The 14,794-nt window shown below is 74.0% G+C and carries 17 protein-coding genes; 8 read left to right on the top strand and 9 right to left on the bottom strand.

The window, feature by feature from the left end:
- The first annotated feature begins 22 nt into the window (after positions 1-22).
- Entirely contained in the window at positions 23-958 is a 936-nt protein-coding gene (locus ACFY7H_RS14705) for an MBL fold metallo-hydrolase (protein ID WP_388937950.1), read from the top strand.
- Positions 959-1,070: 112 nt separating this feature from the next.
- Entirely contained in the window at positions 1,071-1,832 is a 762-nt protein-coding gene (locus ACFY7H_RS14700) for a DeoR/GlpR family DNA-binding transcription regulator (protein WP_388937949.1), read from the top strand.
- A gap of 93 nt (positions 1,833-1,925) precedes the next feature.
- On the opposite strand, the gene ACFY7H_RS14695 is transcribed toward ACFY7H_RS14700, so the two are convergent.
- The 3 genes from ACFY7H_RS14695 to ACFY7H_RS14685 form a co-directional block, all read right to left on the bottom strand.
- Positions 1,926-3,164: an FAD-dependent monooxygenase gene (locus tag ACFY7H_RS14695; protein WP_388937948.1), complete on the bottom strand. Its 1,239-nt coding sequence runs from the start codon at positions 3,162-3,164 to the stop codon at positions 1,926-1,928.
- An 83-nt stretch (positions 3,165-3,247) separates the two neighbouring features.
- Complete coding sequence (locus tag ACFY7H_RS14690) at positions 3,248-3,895, bottom strand: DUF5701 family protein (protein ID WP_388938128.1); 648 nt, start codon at positions 3,893-3,895, stop codon at positions 3,248-3,250.
- 255 nt (positions 3,896-4,150) lie between these two features.
- Positions 4,151-4,729, bottom strand: a complete 579-nt coding sequence (locus tag ACFY7H_RS14685; protein WP_388937947.1) for a TetR/AcrR family transcriptional regulator — start codon at positions 4,727-4,729, stop codon at positions 4,151-4,153.
- A gap of 90 nt (positions 4,730-4,819) precedes the next feature.
- On the opposite strand from ACFY7H_RS14685, the gene ACFY7H_RS14680 reads away from it, so the two are divergent.
- On the top strand, positions 4,820-5,266 hold the full coding sequence (locus ACFY7H_RS14680; protein ID WP_388937946.1) for an anthrone oxygenase family protein: 447 nt from the start codon (positions 4,820-4,822) through the stop codon (positions 5,264-5,266).
- On the opposite strand, the gene ACFY7H_RS14675 is transcribed toward ACFY7H_RS14680, so the two are convergent.
- Together ACFY7H_RS14675 and ACFY7H_RS14670 are read right to left on the bottom strand one after the other, a co-directional pair.
- Complete coding sequence (locus ACFY7H_RS14675; RefSeq protein WP_388937945.1) at positions 5,259-5,816, bottom strand: DUF3291 domain-containing protein; 558 nt, start codon at positions 5,814-5,816, stop codon at positions 5,259-5,261. The genes ACFY7H_RS14680 and ACFY7H_RS14675 overlap by 8 nt on opposite strands.
- A 31-nt stretch (positions 5,817-5,847) precedes the next feature.
- Positions 5,848-6,528: a helix-turn-helix transcriptional regulator gene (locus ACFY7H_RS14670; protein WP_388937944.1), complete on the bottom strand. Its 681-nt coding sequence runs from the start codon at positions 6,526-6,528 to the stop codon at positions 5,848-5,850.
- A 132-nt stretch (positions 6,529-6,660) separates the two neighbouring features.
- On the opposite strand from ACFY7H_RS14670, the gene thpR reads away from it, so the two are divergent.
- Together thpR and argG are read left to right on the top strand one after the other, a co-directional pair.
- Positions 6,661-7,245, top strand: a complete 585-nt coding sequence (gene thpR / locus ACFY7H_RS14665) for an RNA 2',3'-cyclic phosphodiesterase (RefSeq protein WP_388937941.1) — start codon at positions 6,661-6,663, stop codon at positions 7,243-7,245.
- 62 nt (positions 7,246-7,307) lie between these two features.
- Positions 7,308-8,762, top strand: a complete 1,455-nt coding sequence (gene argG / locus ACFY7H_RS14660; RefSeq protein WP_388937939.1) for an argininosuccinate synthase — start codon at positions 7,308-7,310, stop codon at positions 8,760-8,762.
- Positions 8,763-8,844: 82 nt separating this feature from the next.
- Here the strand turns inward: argG and ACFY7H_RS14655 are convergent, their stop codons facing one another.
- Together ACFY7H_RS14655 and ACFY7H_RS14650 are read right to left on the bottom strand one after the other, a co-directional pair.
- Positions 8,845-9,318, bottom strand: coding sequence for a hypothetical protein (locus ACFY7H_RS14655; protein ID WP_388937937.1), 474 nt, complete (start codon positions 9,316-9,318; stop codon positions 8,845-8,847).
- A gap of 122 nt (positions 9,319-9,440) precedes the next feature.
- A complete protein-coding gene (locus tag ACFY7H_RS14650) occupies positions 9,441-10,055 on the bottom strand; it encodes a GNAT family N-acetyltransferase (protein WP_388937935.1) in 615 nt (204 codons plus the stop codon).
- A 117-nt stretch (positions 10,056-10,172) separates the two neighbouring features.
- Between ACFY7H_RS14650 and ACFY7H_RS14645 the strand changes: the two genes are divergently transcribed.
- On the top strand, positions 10,173-11,003 hold the full coding sequence (locus tag ACFY7H_RS14645; RefSeq protein ID WP_388937933.1) for a dienelactone hydrolase family protein: 831 nt from the start codon (positions 10,173-10,175) through the stop codon (positions 11,001-11,003).
- A gap of 6 nt (positions 11,004-11,009) precedes the next feature.
- On the opposite strand, the gene ACFY7H_RS14640 is transcribed toward ACFY7H_RS14645, so the two are convergent.
- Together ACFY7H_RS14640 and ACFY7H_RS14635 are read right to left on the bottom strand one after the other, a co-directional pair.
- Positions 11,010-11,612, bottom strand: a complete 603-nt coding sequence (locus tag ACFY7H_RS14640; protein ID WP_388937931.1) for a 2'-5' RNA ligase family protein — start codon at positions 11,610-11,612, stop codon at positions 11,010-11,012.
- Between the two features lie 38 nt (positions 11,613-11,650).
- Positions 11,651-12,112 (bottom strand): hypothetical protein, encoded by a 462-nt coding sequence (locus ACFY7H_RS14635; RefSeq protein WP_388937926.1) that lies wholly within the window; start codon positions 12,110-12,112, stop codon positions 11,651-11,653.
- A 45-nt stretch (positions 12,113-12,157) separates the two neighbouring features.
- Here ACFY7H_RS14635 and ACFY7H_RS14630 point away from each other — a divergent pair, with 45 nt between their 5' ends.
- Together ACFY7H_RS14630 and ACFY7H_RS14625 are read left to right on the top strand one after the other, a co-directional pair.
- The gene (locus ACFY7H_RS14630) at positions 12,158-12,445 is read left to right on the top strand and encodes a LysR substrate-binding domain-containing protein (protein ID WP_388937924.1); all 288 of its coding nucleotides are present in this window, start codon (positions 12,158-12,160) and stop codon (positions 12,443-12,445) included.
- A gap of 195 nt (positions 12,446-12,640) precedes the next feature.
- Positions 12,641-14,668: a HelD family protein gene (locus tag ACFY7H_RS14625; protein WP_388937922.1), complete on the top strand. Its 2,028-nt coding sequence runs from the start codon at positions 12,641-12,643 to the stop codon at positions 14,666-14,668.
- The last annotated feature ends 126 nt before the right edge of the window (positions 14,669-14,794 follow it).

Raw genomic sequence — 14,794 nt, 5'->3', positions numbered from 1 at the left:
GGTCCTGCGCAGGGTGGGAGCCATGAACACCACAGACACCATCGAGCTGGGCAATGTCGGCGTGACCCGGGTCCGCGAGTTCTACGGACCGCTCGGGCTCACCCCGCACGAATTCATCCCTGAGAGCAGCGCGGACGTCTGGTCGGCGCACGCCGACTGGCTGCGGCCCGCCTTCGCGGACGGCGAACCGCCCGTGTCCCAGGTGGCACTGCAGACGTGGGTGCTGCGCAGCGAGGGCCGCGTCATCCTGGTCGACACCGGCGGCGGCAACCACAAGGCGCGCCCCGGCACGCCCTGGGACCGGCAGGAGACGGCCTTCCTCGACGAGCTGGCCGGGGCCGGGGTCAAGCCCGAGGACGTCGACCTCGTGGTCAACACCCACCTGCACGGGGACCACGTCGGGTGGAACACCCGCCTGGAGGGGGACCGCTGGGTGCCCACCTTCCCGAACGCCCGCTATCTGATCAACCGGAACGACTTCGAGTTCTGGAACCCGGCCAACGGCCACCCCTCCGTTCTCGGCGACGGCAACGCCGGCGTCTTCGAGGACAGCGTCGCCCCCGTCCACGAGGCCGGCCAGGTGGTGCTGTGGGAGGACGGCCACCGGATCGACGCGAACCTGCGACTGGACCTCGCGGCCGGGCACACGCCCGGCTCCAGCGTGCTCACCCTCGCCTCCGGTAGCGACCGGGCGGTGTTCGTGGGCGATCTGCTGCACAGTCCGGTGCAGATCATGGAGCCGGACGCCAACAGCTGCTTCTGCGAGGACGCCGGACAGGCCCGGGCCACCCGGCGCCGGCTGCTGGGCTGGGCCGCCGACCACAACGCGCTGCTGGTTCCGGCGCACTTCGGCTCGCACGGCGCCCTGGAGGTCGTGCGGGACGCGGGCGCCTTCGCGGTGAAGGGCTGGGCGCCGTTCGCCGCCTACACGCCGGGCGGCGAGGTCGGCGAGGGCTGACCCCGGGCGGCGCGGCCCCGGGGCCGCCCGGTCGTGGGGCCGCCGCCGGATCCGATACGAGTAGGGTCCGTCGTAGACAGGGACCAACCCCTACGAAACGGATCCGTTCCCCATGTACGCACCCGAGCGTCAGCACCGGATCGTCCAGCTGACCCAGGAGCGCGGACGCGTCGAAGTCCCCGCCCTGGCGGAGGAGTTCGGAGTCACCCAGGAGACGGTCAGGCGGGATCTGACCGCCCTGGAACGGGCCGGTCTGCTGCGAAGGGTGCACGGCGGCGCACTGCCCGCCGGAGGGCTGCGCCTGGAGCCGGGGCTGGCCGAGCGCGACACCACCGCCGCGGCCGCCAAGGACCGGATCGCCAGGGCCGCGCTCGCCCTGCTGCCCGAGGAGGGCAGCCTGCTGCTGGACGCGGGCACCACCGTCTCCCGGCTGGCCGCCCTGCTCCCGCTGGACTCCACCCTCACGGTGGTCACCAACGCGCTCCCGGTGGCCGCCCGGCTCGCCGGGCACCCGGGGCTGCGGCTCCACATGGTCGGCGGCCGGCTGCGGCACCGTACGCAGGCGGCCGTGGACGCCTGGGCCCTGCGCGACCTCGCCGAGGTCCAGGCGGACACGGCGGTGATCGCGACCAACGGCTTCTCGGCGGAGGCGGGGCTGACCACTCCGGACCTGGCCGAGGCGGCCGTCAAAGGGGCCATGGTGGCCGGTGCCCGCCGGGTGGTACTCGTCGCGGACTCCTCCAAGTACGGCGCACGGCACTTCGCCCGGTTCGCCACGCTGGAGCAGGTGGACGTGCTGGTCACGGACACCGGACTGACCGATGCGCAAACGGACGAGATCACCGGCCGCGGCCCCGAGGTGATCCGGGCCTGAGCGCCCGCCGCGCCGGGGCCGCCGACCCGGTCCGCACGGGGCGGCCGGGCATGCCGGGCGGATCACGGCCGCCGTGCCGCCCCGCCCACCCGCTCAGCCGGGCAGGCGGAAGCCGTTGAAGAGGTCGTCCATGCCGCGCAGGGCCAGCCGGCCGGGGGTGGCGCGGACCGCGAGGTCGCGGGCCGCCGCCGCGAGCGGGCTGCGGAGGGCGCCGAGCCGGCCGATCCGCCGGGCACGCACCCGTACGGCGTCGGTGCGGTCGCGGCGGGCGGCGGTGTACGCCGCGAGGGCGGCCGGGACGGAGTCCGTGTCGTCCGGGCCGTCACCGGAGGGGAGCAGGTGGGCGAGGACCACCGCGTCCTCGATGGCCTGGCAGCCGCCCTGGCCGAGGTTGGGTGCCATGGCGTGGGCCGCGTCGCCGAGCCAGGCGATCCGGCCGTGGTGCAGGCGCGGGAGCGGGGCGGCCAGGTCGTAGAGGTCGTTCTGGAGGACCTCGTCGGGGCCGAGGCGCGCGACGCGCTCCAGCAGCGCCGGGATCGGGTCGTGCCAGGAGCCGAAGCGGCGGCGGAGCTCGGCGCGGGGGTCGGCCGAACGGGTGCCGGCCGGGACACGGGCGGTGGCGTAGAGGTAGTACCGCCCGTCGGCGAGCGGGGTCACCCCGAACCGCTTTCCCCGCCCCCAGGTCTCGCTCATGGCCGGTATCCGCAGGTCCGGGGCGTCCACGAGGGCCCGCCACGCGGTCTCGCCGAGGTAGTGCAGGCCGGGGTGGGCGGGGAAGTGGGCGCGGCGCAGCCTGCTGTGGATCCCGTCGGCGGCGACGACCAGGTCGGCGGTCAGCCCGGCGGTCAGGTGCGGGCCGGCTTCGGTACGGACGGTCACGCGGCCCGTGGCACCGTCGGAACCCGGCGCGTCGGGCGCGGTCGTGTCGACGCCGGCCGTGTCGACGCCAGTCACGGCCGTCCCGTAGTGGAGGGCCTCGGGCGGGAGGGCCGCGGCCAGGGCGGCGGTGAAGGCCGGGCGCGGGACGGCGATCGGGGGGATTCCGTAGCGGGCCGCCATGTCGGCGGTCGCGGCCCGGGTCAGCCACCGGCCGTCGGGGCGGCGTACTCCCATCACGCCGGGTACCGAGGTGCCCGCGGCGTGGGCCGCGTCGGCACCGATCGCCGCGAGTGCGCGCAGGGCGTTGGGGGCGAGGCCGATGCCCGCCCCGGTGACCGGTGGTGCGGGGGCGCGTTCGCACACGGTGACGCGCCAGCCCCGGCGGTGCAGGGCGAGGGCCGCCGTGAGGCCGCCGATGCCGGCGCCGGCCACCACCGCGTGACGTTTCGGCATACGACCCCACTTCCGTCCACGACTGCCGGGGCCCGGGGCCCGAGATCCTGACTCTACAGCCGTAGAGTCAGGACCCCGTCCGTTTACGAGGAAGCCGCCACGTCACCGCGGCCGGTGGCGGAGGCGAAGCCCAGCCAGGTGTGCCGGTTGCCCCACCAGCACCATCCGATCTTCGGGGCGTCGCGCCGCTCGCGGCCGTCCCGTCCGGTGCCGTTGCTGATCCAGATCGCGGGGGTCCGGGCGTCCAGCGCCCCGTTGGCCTTGCGCAGGCGCGACCCGATGGTCATGAAGCAACGGTTGCGCTCGAGGACCTCGGGCCGCTGGAGCACCCAGTGGATGCCCTCCGTGAGCAGCAGCGGGCTGCGGCCCTCCTGGGCGAGGGCGGGCAGCGCCTCTTCCGGGCTCCAGTCGGCCATGCGGTCACCGCGGTCGACGCCGGTGACGAGGTAGAGGGGAGCGTCGGGCAGTTCCACGCCGCAAGGGGCGAAGTCGTCGGCGTCGGGCATGTCGACGACGACGAAGCCGGGCTTGCCCTCGCGGCGGAGCAGGGGCGCCAGGGCGGACGCCGGGACCCGGCCGGGGTGGACGGCGAGCAGGGTGCCGCCGTCGGCGGCCGCACCCCGGGCGGCGGCGAAGGCGCGCAGCTCGCCGGCGGACATCCCCGCGCGTTCGTGCACTCCGAGGCGGATCAGCTCTTCGGCCTGGTCGGCGAGGGGCGGAAGGGAGGGCATGGCGGTGGTGGGCGAAGCGTCGGGCAAGGCACTCCTCGGTCGTGCGGTGCGGCATGTGCCTGGGGTGAACGAGGCGCCCCGCCGGAATGTTCCCGTTGCAGCACCCCTGCTCACGCCCTGACGTGAGGTCAGTGCCCGGCGGCGGAGGCCGACTTGCCGTTCACGGGCGCGGCCCGGGCGGGGGTGGGGGACGCTCCGATGCGGAGCGCCCTCCCCCGCCCGCCGGCACCGTGGCAGTGCGCGCCGGGACGTGCGTCAGGCCACGGCGAGCCGGTCCACCAGCAGTTCCGTCCTCCGCTCGGCGTCCTCCGGCGGCAGCCGTCCCGACCGGGTCAGCGTCGCCAGCCCGTGCAGGGCCGCCCAGAACACCTCGGTGAACAGCCCCGGGTGGACGTCTTCCCCGGCGACCTCTGCAAGGTTCTCCAGCAGGGCCGCGAAGGCGTCCTTCAGCGGTTCGGGGGTCTCCTCCGTCGCGAACGCCAGGCCGCCGTCGAGCCGGAACATGGCGTCGTAGACCGCCGGGTTGCGTGCGGCGAAGTCGAGGTAGGCCCGGGCGAGGGCGGCGACCCGGGGGCGCGGCCCGGCCGCGGCGGAAGCCGCGGCACGCAGCGACGCGGCCATCTCGGCGGCGCCTTCGAGGGCGACGGCACCGATGATCTCGCGCTTGCCGCGGAAGTGGCTGTAGAGGACGGGCTGGCTGTATTCGATGCGCTCGGCGAGCCGGCGGGTGGTGACCGCGTCCCAGCCCTGCTGTTCAGCGAGTTCGCGAGCCGTGGCCACGATGAGGCGCTCGCGTTCCGCCCGTTCGCGTTCCTTGCGTTCCTGTACCGACATGAGGAGATCCTAGCAGTGCTAGACAATCAAGCGGCAGCAGCACTAGCATCGCCTCAACATCTAGCGGCGCTAGATCCAGAAGGGGTCATCATGCTCAACGCACTCGAGGTCTTCACCACCGTGGTCGTCGGCGTGATGGTGGGGGTGGAGTTCTCCGTCGCCTTCGTCGTCAACCCGATCCTCAACGGCCTCCCCGAGGACAGCGGCCAGCTCGGCCGCGCCCACGGGGGCCGGATGCTCGGCGCCGTGATGCCGGTCTGGTACATCACCTCGCTCGCCCTCGTCGCCGCCTGGGCCGTCGCCGGATGGCACCACCGGGGCACCGGTCTCGTCGTCACCGCCGGCGCGCTGCTGATCGTCAGCGTGATCATGTCGGTCCTGCTGCTCGTCCCGATCAACAACCGGGGCAAGACGTGGACCCCCGACAACCGGCCCGCCGACTGGAAGCAGCAGATGAGCCGGTGGGACCGCTTCCACTACGTCCGGGTCGCCGTCATCATCGGCGCCTTCACCCTGCTGGTCGCCTCCCTCACCTGAGCCCGCGGGCCGCCACCGCGCGGTCGCGCCGGGAGGCCTCTCCGGGCCGGGCCGGCGGCGCGGCCCGCACGTACGGGGCGGCCTCGGCCGCGGTGAAGGAGGAGGCGAAGGTGAAGGCGCGCGGAGACGGGCCGTGCGCACGCAGGTCCGCGAGCCGCTCCAGGGCCTCCTCGACGCCCGGCCGGTGGCCGGCGGGGACCCACCAGAGGACCAGGTGCGCCTCGACGTGCCGTTCGAACCATTCGCGGCGGCGCCGCATCGCCTCCAGGTGCCCACTGCGGTAGGTGAACTCCCACAGGGCCTCCCGGGTCTCCCAGACGGACATGTTGACGATCACGTCCTCCCCCGCCGGGCGCAGCCCGGTGGCGTCGGCGGCCCCCTCCTCCGCGAACCGCCACACGAAGCCGGGCGTGTCGTCGGCCGCGGCGTTGAGCGGCGCGAGCATCTCGACGAAGGGAGCCATGCGCGGGTCGTCGAGGGGGTGGCGGAGCGACGCGACGTTGAACTGGGCCAGGTGGGCGGCGCGCGGGCCGCGCTGGGATGCGGTCATGGCGTCATCCCAGCACGGCCCCATTTCTATGTCAATGTTGATTGTTTTTAGAAGCCTCGACGACCACGCAGCACTCCCCCGGCCTGGCGTCCATACGGGCCCGTACGGGGCCCTCGACGCCGAGCAGCCCCTCGAGCAGGGCGAGGTTCATGCCGCAGACGAGCGGAGGGAAGCGTTCGGCGACGGCGTGGAAGGGACAGTTGCGCATGCGGACGACGGGCCCAGCGGGCCCGGATCCCCCCTCGGCGACCTCCAGGTGCGGTTCGTAGCCGCGGCCGGCCAGCACCTCCGCGGCTTCCTCCAGGCCGCCGCAGGGCGCCGCCGAACCGCGCAGGGCCTCGCCCCGCCGGCGCGCGGCCGCGCAGAGCGCGGCGTCCAGCCCCGCCCCCTCGGCGGCCTCGGCGAGCAGCTCGGCGGCGGTGCGGTAGTCACGGGCGGGCAGTGACACCGCCCGCTCGGCCCGCGCCCGCGTGTACACCTTGGCGGGACGGCCCGCACCCGGCCCCGAGCGGCCCGTCAGCCGGCGGCTGCCGCTCTCCAGCAGCCCGGCCTCGGTCAGCCGGTCCAGATGGTGCGCGGCCAGCGTGCGCGCGACCCCGGCCGCCTCGGCGGCCTCGTTGCGGCCGACCTCCCGGCCCTGCGCGGCCACGTACTCGTACAGGCGGCGGCGTACGGGATCCTGCAGCGCCGCGATCGCATCGATGTCCTTCACCCGTCCATTCTAGAAACGACGCGGATTGGCGATAGAAAGCGCCCGCACCCCGGCACCCTCGGAACACCGGGCGGGCGGAGCTGACGGGGCGGAAGGTGGCCCGAGCGGCCGGGAGGCGGTACGAAGGCGTACGTGAAGGAACAGACCCAGGCCGCGACCGTCCGCGTGTTCATCGCCCTCGCCCCGCCCGACGACGCGAAGGAGGAGCTGGAGCGGGCCCTCGGCCCCGCCTACGAGGCGCACCCGCGCATGCGGTGGAACCGCGTGGAGGACTGGCACATCACCCTGGCGTTCCTGGGTGAGCTCCCGGTCGGTGCCGTTCCGCCGCTGCGGCCGGCGCTCGCGGACCTGGCGGCGGCGCGCAGGCCCGTACGGCTGTCCCTGCGCGGCGGCGGGCACTTCGACGAGCGGGTGCTGTGGAGCGGGGTGGGAGGGGAGCTCGATGAGCTGCACGTGCTGGCCTCGGAGGTGCGCGCGGCGGTCAAGGAGTGCGGCGTCGCCTTCGCGGACCGGCCCCTGCGCCCCCATCTGACGCTGGCCCGGGCCCGCCGCGGCGACTCCTCCGCCGCGGTGGAGGCCGCCGCCGGGCTGGCGCCCTTCAGCGGGCGGGAGTGGGCGGCGGGGCGCCTGCACCTGGTGGGCAGCAACGTCGGCCGGGGCCCGGGACCGATCCACTACCGGGACATAGAGTCCTGGCGTTTCAGGGGCTCGACCTGAGGCGGAGGGCTCCCGACCGAGCCAGAATTGCATGACCATGCGGGAGCATGCATAATCTTCCTATGTCTAAGGTCCTCACCTCCCTTCCCGCCGGCGAGCGCGTCGGCATCGCCTTCTCGGGCGGTCTCGACACCTCCGTCGCGGTCGCCTGGATGCGCGACAAGGGTGCCGTCCCGTGCACCTACACCGCCGACATCGGCCAGTACGACGAGCCCGACATCGCCTCGGTGCCCGGCCGTGCGAAGACCTACGGCGCCGAGATCGCACGCCTGGTCGACTGCCGGGCGGCGCTGGTGGAGGAGGGCCTGGCCGCCCTGACCTGCGGTGCGTTCCACATCCGCTCGGGCGGGCGGGCGTACTTCAACACCACCCCGCTCGGCCGTGCCGTCACCGGCACCCTGCTGGTCAGGGCGATGCTCGAGGACGACGTCCAGATCTGGGGCGACGGCTCGACCTTCAAGGGCAACGACATCGAGCGGTTCTACCGCTACGGTCTGCTCGCCAACCCGCACCTGCGGATCTACAAGCCGTGGCTCGACGCGGACTTCGTGACCGAACTGGGCGGCCGCAAGGAAATGTCGGAGTGGCTGCTGGCCCACGACCTGCCCTACCGCGACAGCACCGAGAAGGCGTACTCCACCGACGCCAACATCTGGGGCGCCACGCACGAGGCGAAGACCCTCGAGCACCTGGACACCGGCGTGGAGACGGTCGACCCCATCATGGGCGTGCGGTTCTGGGACCCGTCCGTCGAGATCGCCACCGAGGACGTGACGATCGGCTTCAACCAGGGCCGCCCGGTCACGATCAACGGCAAGGAGTTCCCCTCCCCCGTCGACCTGGTCATGGAGGCCAACGCCATCGGCGGCCGCCACGGCATGGGCATGTCCGACCAGATCGAGAACCGGATCATCGAGGCCAAGAGCCGCGGCATCTACGAGGCGCCGGGCATGGCCCTGCTGCACGCCGCGTACGAGCGCCTGGTCAACGCCATCCACAACGAGGACACCCTCGCCCAGTACCACAACGAGGGCCGCCGCCTCGGCCGGCTGATGTACGAGGGCCGCTGGCTGGATCCGCAGGCCCTGATGGTCCGCGAGTCCCTCCAGCGCTGGGTCGGCGCGGCCGTCACGGGCGAGGTGACCCTGCGGCTGCGGCGCGGCGAGGACTACTCGATCCTCGACACCCGGGGCCCGGCCTTCAGCTACCACCCCGACAAGCTGTCCATGGAGCGCACCGAGGACTCGGCCTTCGGCCCGGTCGACCGGATCGGCCAGCTCACCATGCGCAACCTGGACATCGCCGACTCCCGCGCCAAGCTGGAGCAGTACGCCGTCCTGGGGCTGATCGGGACCGGCAGCCCGGCCATCGGCGCCGCCCAGGCGGCCGCGACCGGTCTGATCGGCACCATGCCGGAGATGCCGGAGGGCGGCGCCGAGGCCATCGCCTCGCGCGGCGAGGTCTCGGACGACGAGCAGATGCTGGACCGCGCCGCGATGGAGTTCGGCACGGACTGACCTGCCGCGGCAGGACGGAGCGGGCCGGCTCGGCGCCAGGGGCGCGGAGCCGGCCCGTTTGCCTGGCCCCTCGGCAGACGGGCTAGTACACGAGCTTGTACGTCACGTCCTTCGGCACCGGGTGCGGGGCGGTGTCGGTGTAGATCAGCCGGATCATCGTGAACCGCCGGACATCTGGGCGGTCGGGCCAGGCCTGGGGATGGCTCAGCGTCACCTTCACGGGGTACGGGCGGAAGCGCCCCGCCGCGCAGTAGGGACGGCAGTCGTTGACCATGTCCGTCCCGGTGGCGGTGGCCGCGCTCGGCCCCCAGCTCTCCCAGCGCAGCCCGACGAGCCGGTTGTTGCCGTCGCCGCAGGCCAGCAGGTACTCCTCGGGGCGGACCTGGGGCCGCTCGAAGCAGTCGACCACCACGACCGGATCCGGGGCGGCGCGGGTGCGGGCGGCGGAGGCCGGGACCGCGGCCGCCGCGAGGGCGGCGAGCGAGCACAGCAGCGCCGCCCTGCGCGTCCCGCGCCCGGGCACCCTTACCGGCCGGGTCTCCTGCGAAGCGTCCATCGGCCCCTCCTCGCCAGTCCGCCCCGCCGCCCGCCGGCGCCGCGGCACTGACCAGCTTTCCGCATCCGGCCGCCCCCCGCACCCGCTGGCGGACGGCGGCCGGGAGTACGGCGCGGGAGGTGCTAGACCCTGGCGTCCTGCGGGGCGCGCCGCATGGCCCACAGGGTGGGGCCGCCGCCCGGGAGCTCGACCTCGCCCAGCACCGTGAACCCGAAGTGCTCGTAGACGGGCAGGTTGGCCGGCTTGGAGGACTCCAGGTAGACGGGCAGGCCATCCGCGTCGGCCTTGGCCAGGCCGGAGCGCAGCAGTGCGGCGCCGTGGCCCTGGCCCTGGCCGGCCGGGTCCGCTCCGATCAGCGCCAGGTACCAGTGCGGTTCCTGCGGCGCGTGCCGCGCGGCCAGCTCGACGGCGTCCCGGAACAGGGGGGCCCGGTCGCCGAGGATGGCGGTGAGCTCCTGGATGGTCTCCGCGTCCGGGACGGCCTTCTCGTGCCCCTCCGGCGACACCCAGAAGGCGGCCGCCGCGTCGGTGCGTTCGCACACCCCGTGACGGACGTACTGGCGGGTGTAGATGGTGCTGAAGTAGCGGGCCAGGCCCTCCTCGCGCGATTCCTCGGCGGGGAAGAACCAGTTCATCATCGGGTCGTCGTGGAAGGCGCGGGCCAGGGCACGGCTGATCGACGGGGCATCGTCAACAGTGGCCGTCTTCGGCAGGTTGGTCATCGACATACGGGTCATTCTGCACGCCGATGATCTTCGCTTCGGCGCGGGGTCCTCTTGACCGGCAGCCCCTACGTGCCGGTAACTTGGGGCGCGCCCACGAGGTTTCGACCATTCGACGCAGAGAGCGGGACCGTGGCGGATCACGACCTGACCGGCTTCAGCAAGGGCACGTTCACGTACGGGGGTGCCACCCGCCGGGTGCTGCGCCGGGGCTCGGGTCCGGCGGTGATCGTCATGGCGGAGATTCCGGGCATCACCCCCAAGGTCCTGGAGTTCGCCGCGCGGGTGGCGGAGGCCGGGTGCACCGCGGTCCTGCCGGTCCTCTTCGGCGAACCGGGGCGGGACGCGGACCCCCGTACCGCCGGCTGGCCGAAGGCGGGGAGCTACCTCGCGAAGACGATGTGGCGGGTGTGCGTGAGCCGGGAGTTCACGCTGCTGGCGACAGGCCGCAGTTCGCGCGTGGTGCGGTGGCTGCGGGCGCTCGCCGCCGCCGAGCACGAGCGGTGCGGCGGTCCGGGGGTCGGCGCCGTCGGCATGTGCCTGACCGGCGGCTTCGCCCTGGCCATGGCCACCGACGAGCGTCTGCTCGCCCCCGTGCTGGCCCAGCCCTCGCTGCCGCTCGCCTGCACTCGCGGCCGCGCGGGCAGCATCGACATCTCCCCCGAGGACCTGGCGGTCGTACGCGGACGGTGCGAGCGCGAGGGCCTCCAGGTGCTCGGGCTGCGGTTCCGGGGCGACCGGCTGGTGCCCGGGGACCGGTTCGCCCACCTGCGCCGGGAGCTGGGCGACGCGTTCGTCGCGGTCGAGCTGGACGCCGCCGACGCGGATCCCGGGAGCGCCATGCCCCCGCACTCCGTCCTGACGGAGCACCTGGTCGACGAGCCGGGACAGCCCACGCGCCAGGCCCTGGACACGGTCCTCGACCTGTTCCGGGCACGGCTGCTGGCGGCCGGACCCCGCTGACGCCGATCAGGGGTGCCGCCAGGCCGTCTCCCCCGTGCCGAGTTCGATCGTCGCGCGGACCCGCATGGGTCCCTCGCCCCGGCGGGAGAGCACCACCACCTCCCCCACCCCGGCCCGCATTCCGTCCAGGCGGGCGGCGCATACCGGGGCCAGGCGGCGCGGGTCGCGGGTGCGGCCGAGCGAGAGGTGCGGGGTGAAGTGCGGGAACCGTCCCCGGCAGCGGGGGAACGGTTCCGCCAGGGTCCGCTGAAGCGCCGTCCAGGGTTCCCGGCCCGCCGCCGCGGGGTCGAGCCACAGGGTGGCGTACGCGCGGTGCCGGAAGGTGCGCACGCCGCTGAGGCGGACGGTGAAGGGCCCGCACCGTGCGGCGGCGGCCGCCAGCATAGGGACGGCCGCCGGGAAGTCCTCCTCCGGCACGAAGCCGAAGAGCAGGTTCACGTGCGGTGGCCAGCGGCGGATCTGGGGGTCGTGTTCGGCCCGGATGTCCTGGATGGCCGGCCACAGCCCCGCCGGCGGCAGCCAGGCGACGGCGGTCCGGGGCGTGGGGGCGACGTCCAGGAATCCGGGGGCCCCGGCGGCGCCGCCGCCGGCGGCCGGGGGCACGCTCACACCGCCATCATGCCTCCGGCCGGTCCCGCCGCGGGCCGTCAGGGACGGATGCGGGCCACGTCCTCGCCGGCCAGGTCGGGGCGGGCGGCGAGTTCCGCATGGACGGCCCCCAGGAGCGGGAGGCGGGCCCCGGCGGCGTCCAGGGCCAGGGCGACGTCCTTGGCGGCGAGGGCGACCGGGAAGTGGGAGCCGGCCGCGAAGGTGCGGGCGACCGCTCCCGACAGCGGGCCCTTGGCCAACGCGCCGCGGACCAGGTCGGCGGGCAGACCGAGGGCCTGGCCGAGCCGGAGCGCCTCGGACACCAGGGCCACGCCGCCGATCGCCGCGTTGGTCAGGACCAGCTCGAGGGCGGCCCCGGAGCCGGGGGGCCCGCATTCGGTGACCGTTCCGAGCCGGTTTAGGACCGTGCGTACCGGACCGCGCAGCGGCCCGCCCGCCAGGACCCACAGCTCGCCGGTCGCCGCCCGGTCGACGCTCGAGGGGGAACGTCGCCCCCCCACCGGACCCTGCTGGCTCCCGCACTGGCCGCCGGGTTCGAGCCGCGCGTGGCGTTCCGCGTCAACGACTGGACCGCCAAGCAGGGGTTCGTCGCCGCCGGGCTCGGCATCACGGTCCTTCCGGAGCTGGCGGCGGAGGCGGTACGGCCCGACATCGCCCTCGTACCGGTCGATCCGGCGGACCTGCCGTGCCGGAAGGTGTACGCGGGCACGCCGCGCGGGCTCGGTCATTCCCCCGCGGTCGGCGCCTTCCTCGCGCTGCCGCGGAGCGCGGCCGCCCCCAAGGACACGCCGGCGCGGAAAGCACAAGGCGGCCGGGCACCCGGAACGCGATGAGCTATATACGGAAAGTGGAATGCGTGTCATGCGTTCAGCCGCCATGAATTCCACCCAGGGCCATGGATTCACCAAGTAATCAAGGCTTATCTTCGAAGGACTCCGACCGTATGGTGTGGCTCGAATCGAAGGAGCCCCCTGTTGTCGCATACAAATGACCCCGCCGCTCGCGCAGTTGCGTCCGAGCGGGATTATGTGTCCTCCCTTTACGAGCTGCTCACCGAGCGGCTCACCGAGGCACGAGCACACCGGGCGAAGGTGCTGAGCGCCCCGGCGGAAAGCGCCGGCGAGGCATACGAGAAAGAAATCGCCGCCGAGCGTCTGGCCAGGGAAATCGGCCGGCTGGAGGGCGCCGAAAAGGGGCTGGCCTTCGGGCGCATCGACCGGACGGACGGCACGGCGCTGCGCATCGGGCGGATCGGGCTGCATACGGAGGATGACGAACTGCCGCTGCTCGTGGACTGGCGCGCGAACGCGGCACGGCCCTTCTACGAGGCGACACCGGTCCACCCGATGGAGCTGCGGCGGCGCCGGCACCTGCGCCTGGAGGGGCGCACGGTCGTCTCGGTGAGCGACGAACTGCTGGACGGGGCCGTCCCGACCGACGAGGACGTCGTGGGGGACGGCCCGTTGACCGAGGCCCTGTCGGCACGGCGTACGGGCAGGATGCACGCGGCCGTCGCGACGCTCCAGGCCGAGCAGGACGAAATCGTCCGCTCCGCCCACCGCGGGGTGACCGTGGTGCAGGGCGGGCCCGGCACCGGGAAGACGGTGGTCGCCCTGCACCGGGCCGCCTACGTGCTGTACGCGTTCCCGCGCGCCGCGGAGGAGGGTGTCCTGGTGGTGGGTCCGAACGCGCGGTTCCTCGACTACATCTCCCAGGTCCTCCCCTCGCTCGGGGAGAACGACGTGGTCCTGACGACCTGCCGGGAACTGGCCGGAGTGTCCGCGGACGCGGTGGACCCGTTCGCCACGGCGCGCCTCAAGGGCGGCTCCGAACTCGCCGGCGCCCTGGCCGGCCTGCTGCGCGTCCACCAGGCTCCCGCCGGGGACTTCACGGTGCGGGTCGGAAGGGAACCGGTTCGCCTCTCCGGCGAGGAGGTCGCCGCGGCACGCGACGCCGCCGCCGGGGCCGTACCGGGGCACAACCCCGCGCGCCAGGTGTTCAAGGAGCTCCTGGTCGACGCCGTCACCGACGCGCTGCACAGGGACATGGGCGACCTCCTGGAGCAGATCGACGCCGATACCGAGAGGATGACGGGCATCGACCTCGACCGGTTCACCGGAGCCGCCCAGCGCCGTGCCGAGGGCGCGGCCGACCCGGGTCCGGTCCACGAGCTGGATCTGGACGCCATCCGTGCCGATCTCCTCGACGACGCCGGCGTCGACCGAGCGGTGGAGGTGCTGTGGCCGCGGCTGGTACCCGGTGACCTCGTGAAGGCGCTCCTGACGGACGCGGGCGCCCTCGCCGACCACCTGCCCCGCCTGACCGCGCAGGAGCGGTCCCTTCTGCTGCGCGGTCCGGACCACCCGTGGACCGATGCCGATCTGCCGTTGCTGGACGAGGCGGCGAGCCTGGTCGACGGGCCGCCCGGGCGTACGTACGGGCACGTCGTCGTCGACGAGGCGCAGGAACTGACCGCCATGCAGTGGCGGATGATCGTCCGCCGCTGCCCGTCCAGGGCGATGACGCTGGTGGGCGACTTCGCCCAGGCCGGTCCGGTGGCGACGGCGCGCGACTGGAAGGAAGCACTGGGCCCCCACGTCGGACCGCGGTTCCGCCTGCACCACCTGACCGTCAGCTACCGCACGACGCAGGAGATCCTGGAGAGCGTCCGGGACCTGCTCACGCGGATCGCTCCCGACCAGAAGCCCACACGGTCGCTGCGCAGCGGTGAGCGCCCCCGCACCGTGACCACGCCTGCGGACGGGCTGTTCGCCGCCGTCGTCCGGGAACTCCGTGCCCAGCGCACCGCGCACCCGGGCGAACTGCTGGGAGTGATCTGTCCGGACACCAGGGTGAACGAGCTGACGGCCCGGGGCATCACCGACCACGCACGCGTCGTGCCGGCCTCCGAAGCGCGCGGCCTGGAATTCGACGGGGTCGTCGTGATGGACCCCGAGGAGATCGTCGCGGCCCGCCCCGGTGGGGAAAGGGACCTGTACGTAGCCCTGACCCGGGCAACCAAGCGCCTCTGCACGATCGCCCTCCGTCCCGCCTGACGACTCGGCGTCCCGTCGTCGCTCTCGACGGCACCCGGCGCGGTGCGGACACCGGCCGCGCGCACGGGGCCGTCTCTTCCGCCGCCGGTGACACGCCGCGCCGTGCGGGTGCCGTCGCGGCGTGTC

The sequence above is a fragment of the Streptomyces sp. NPDC012794 genome, from assembly GCF_042901085.1.
Classification (GTDB): Bacteria; Actinomycetota; Actinomycetes; order Streptomycetales; family Streptomycetaceae; genus Streptomyces.
This window is presented reverse-complemented; position numbering and strand designations above follow the sequence as displayed.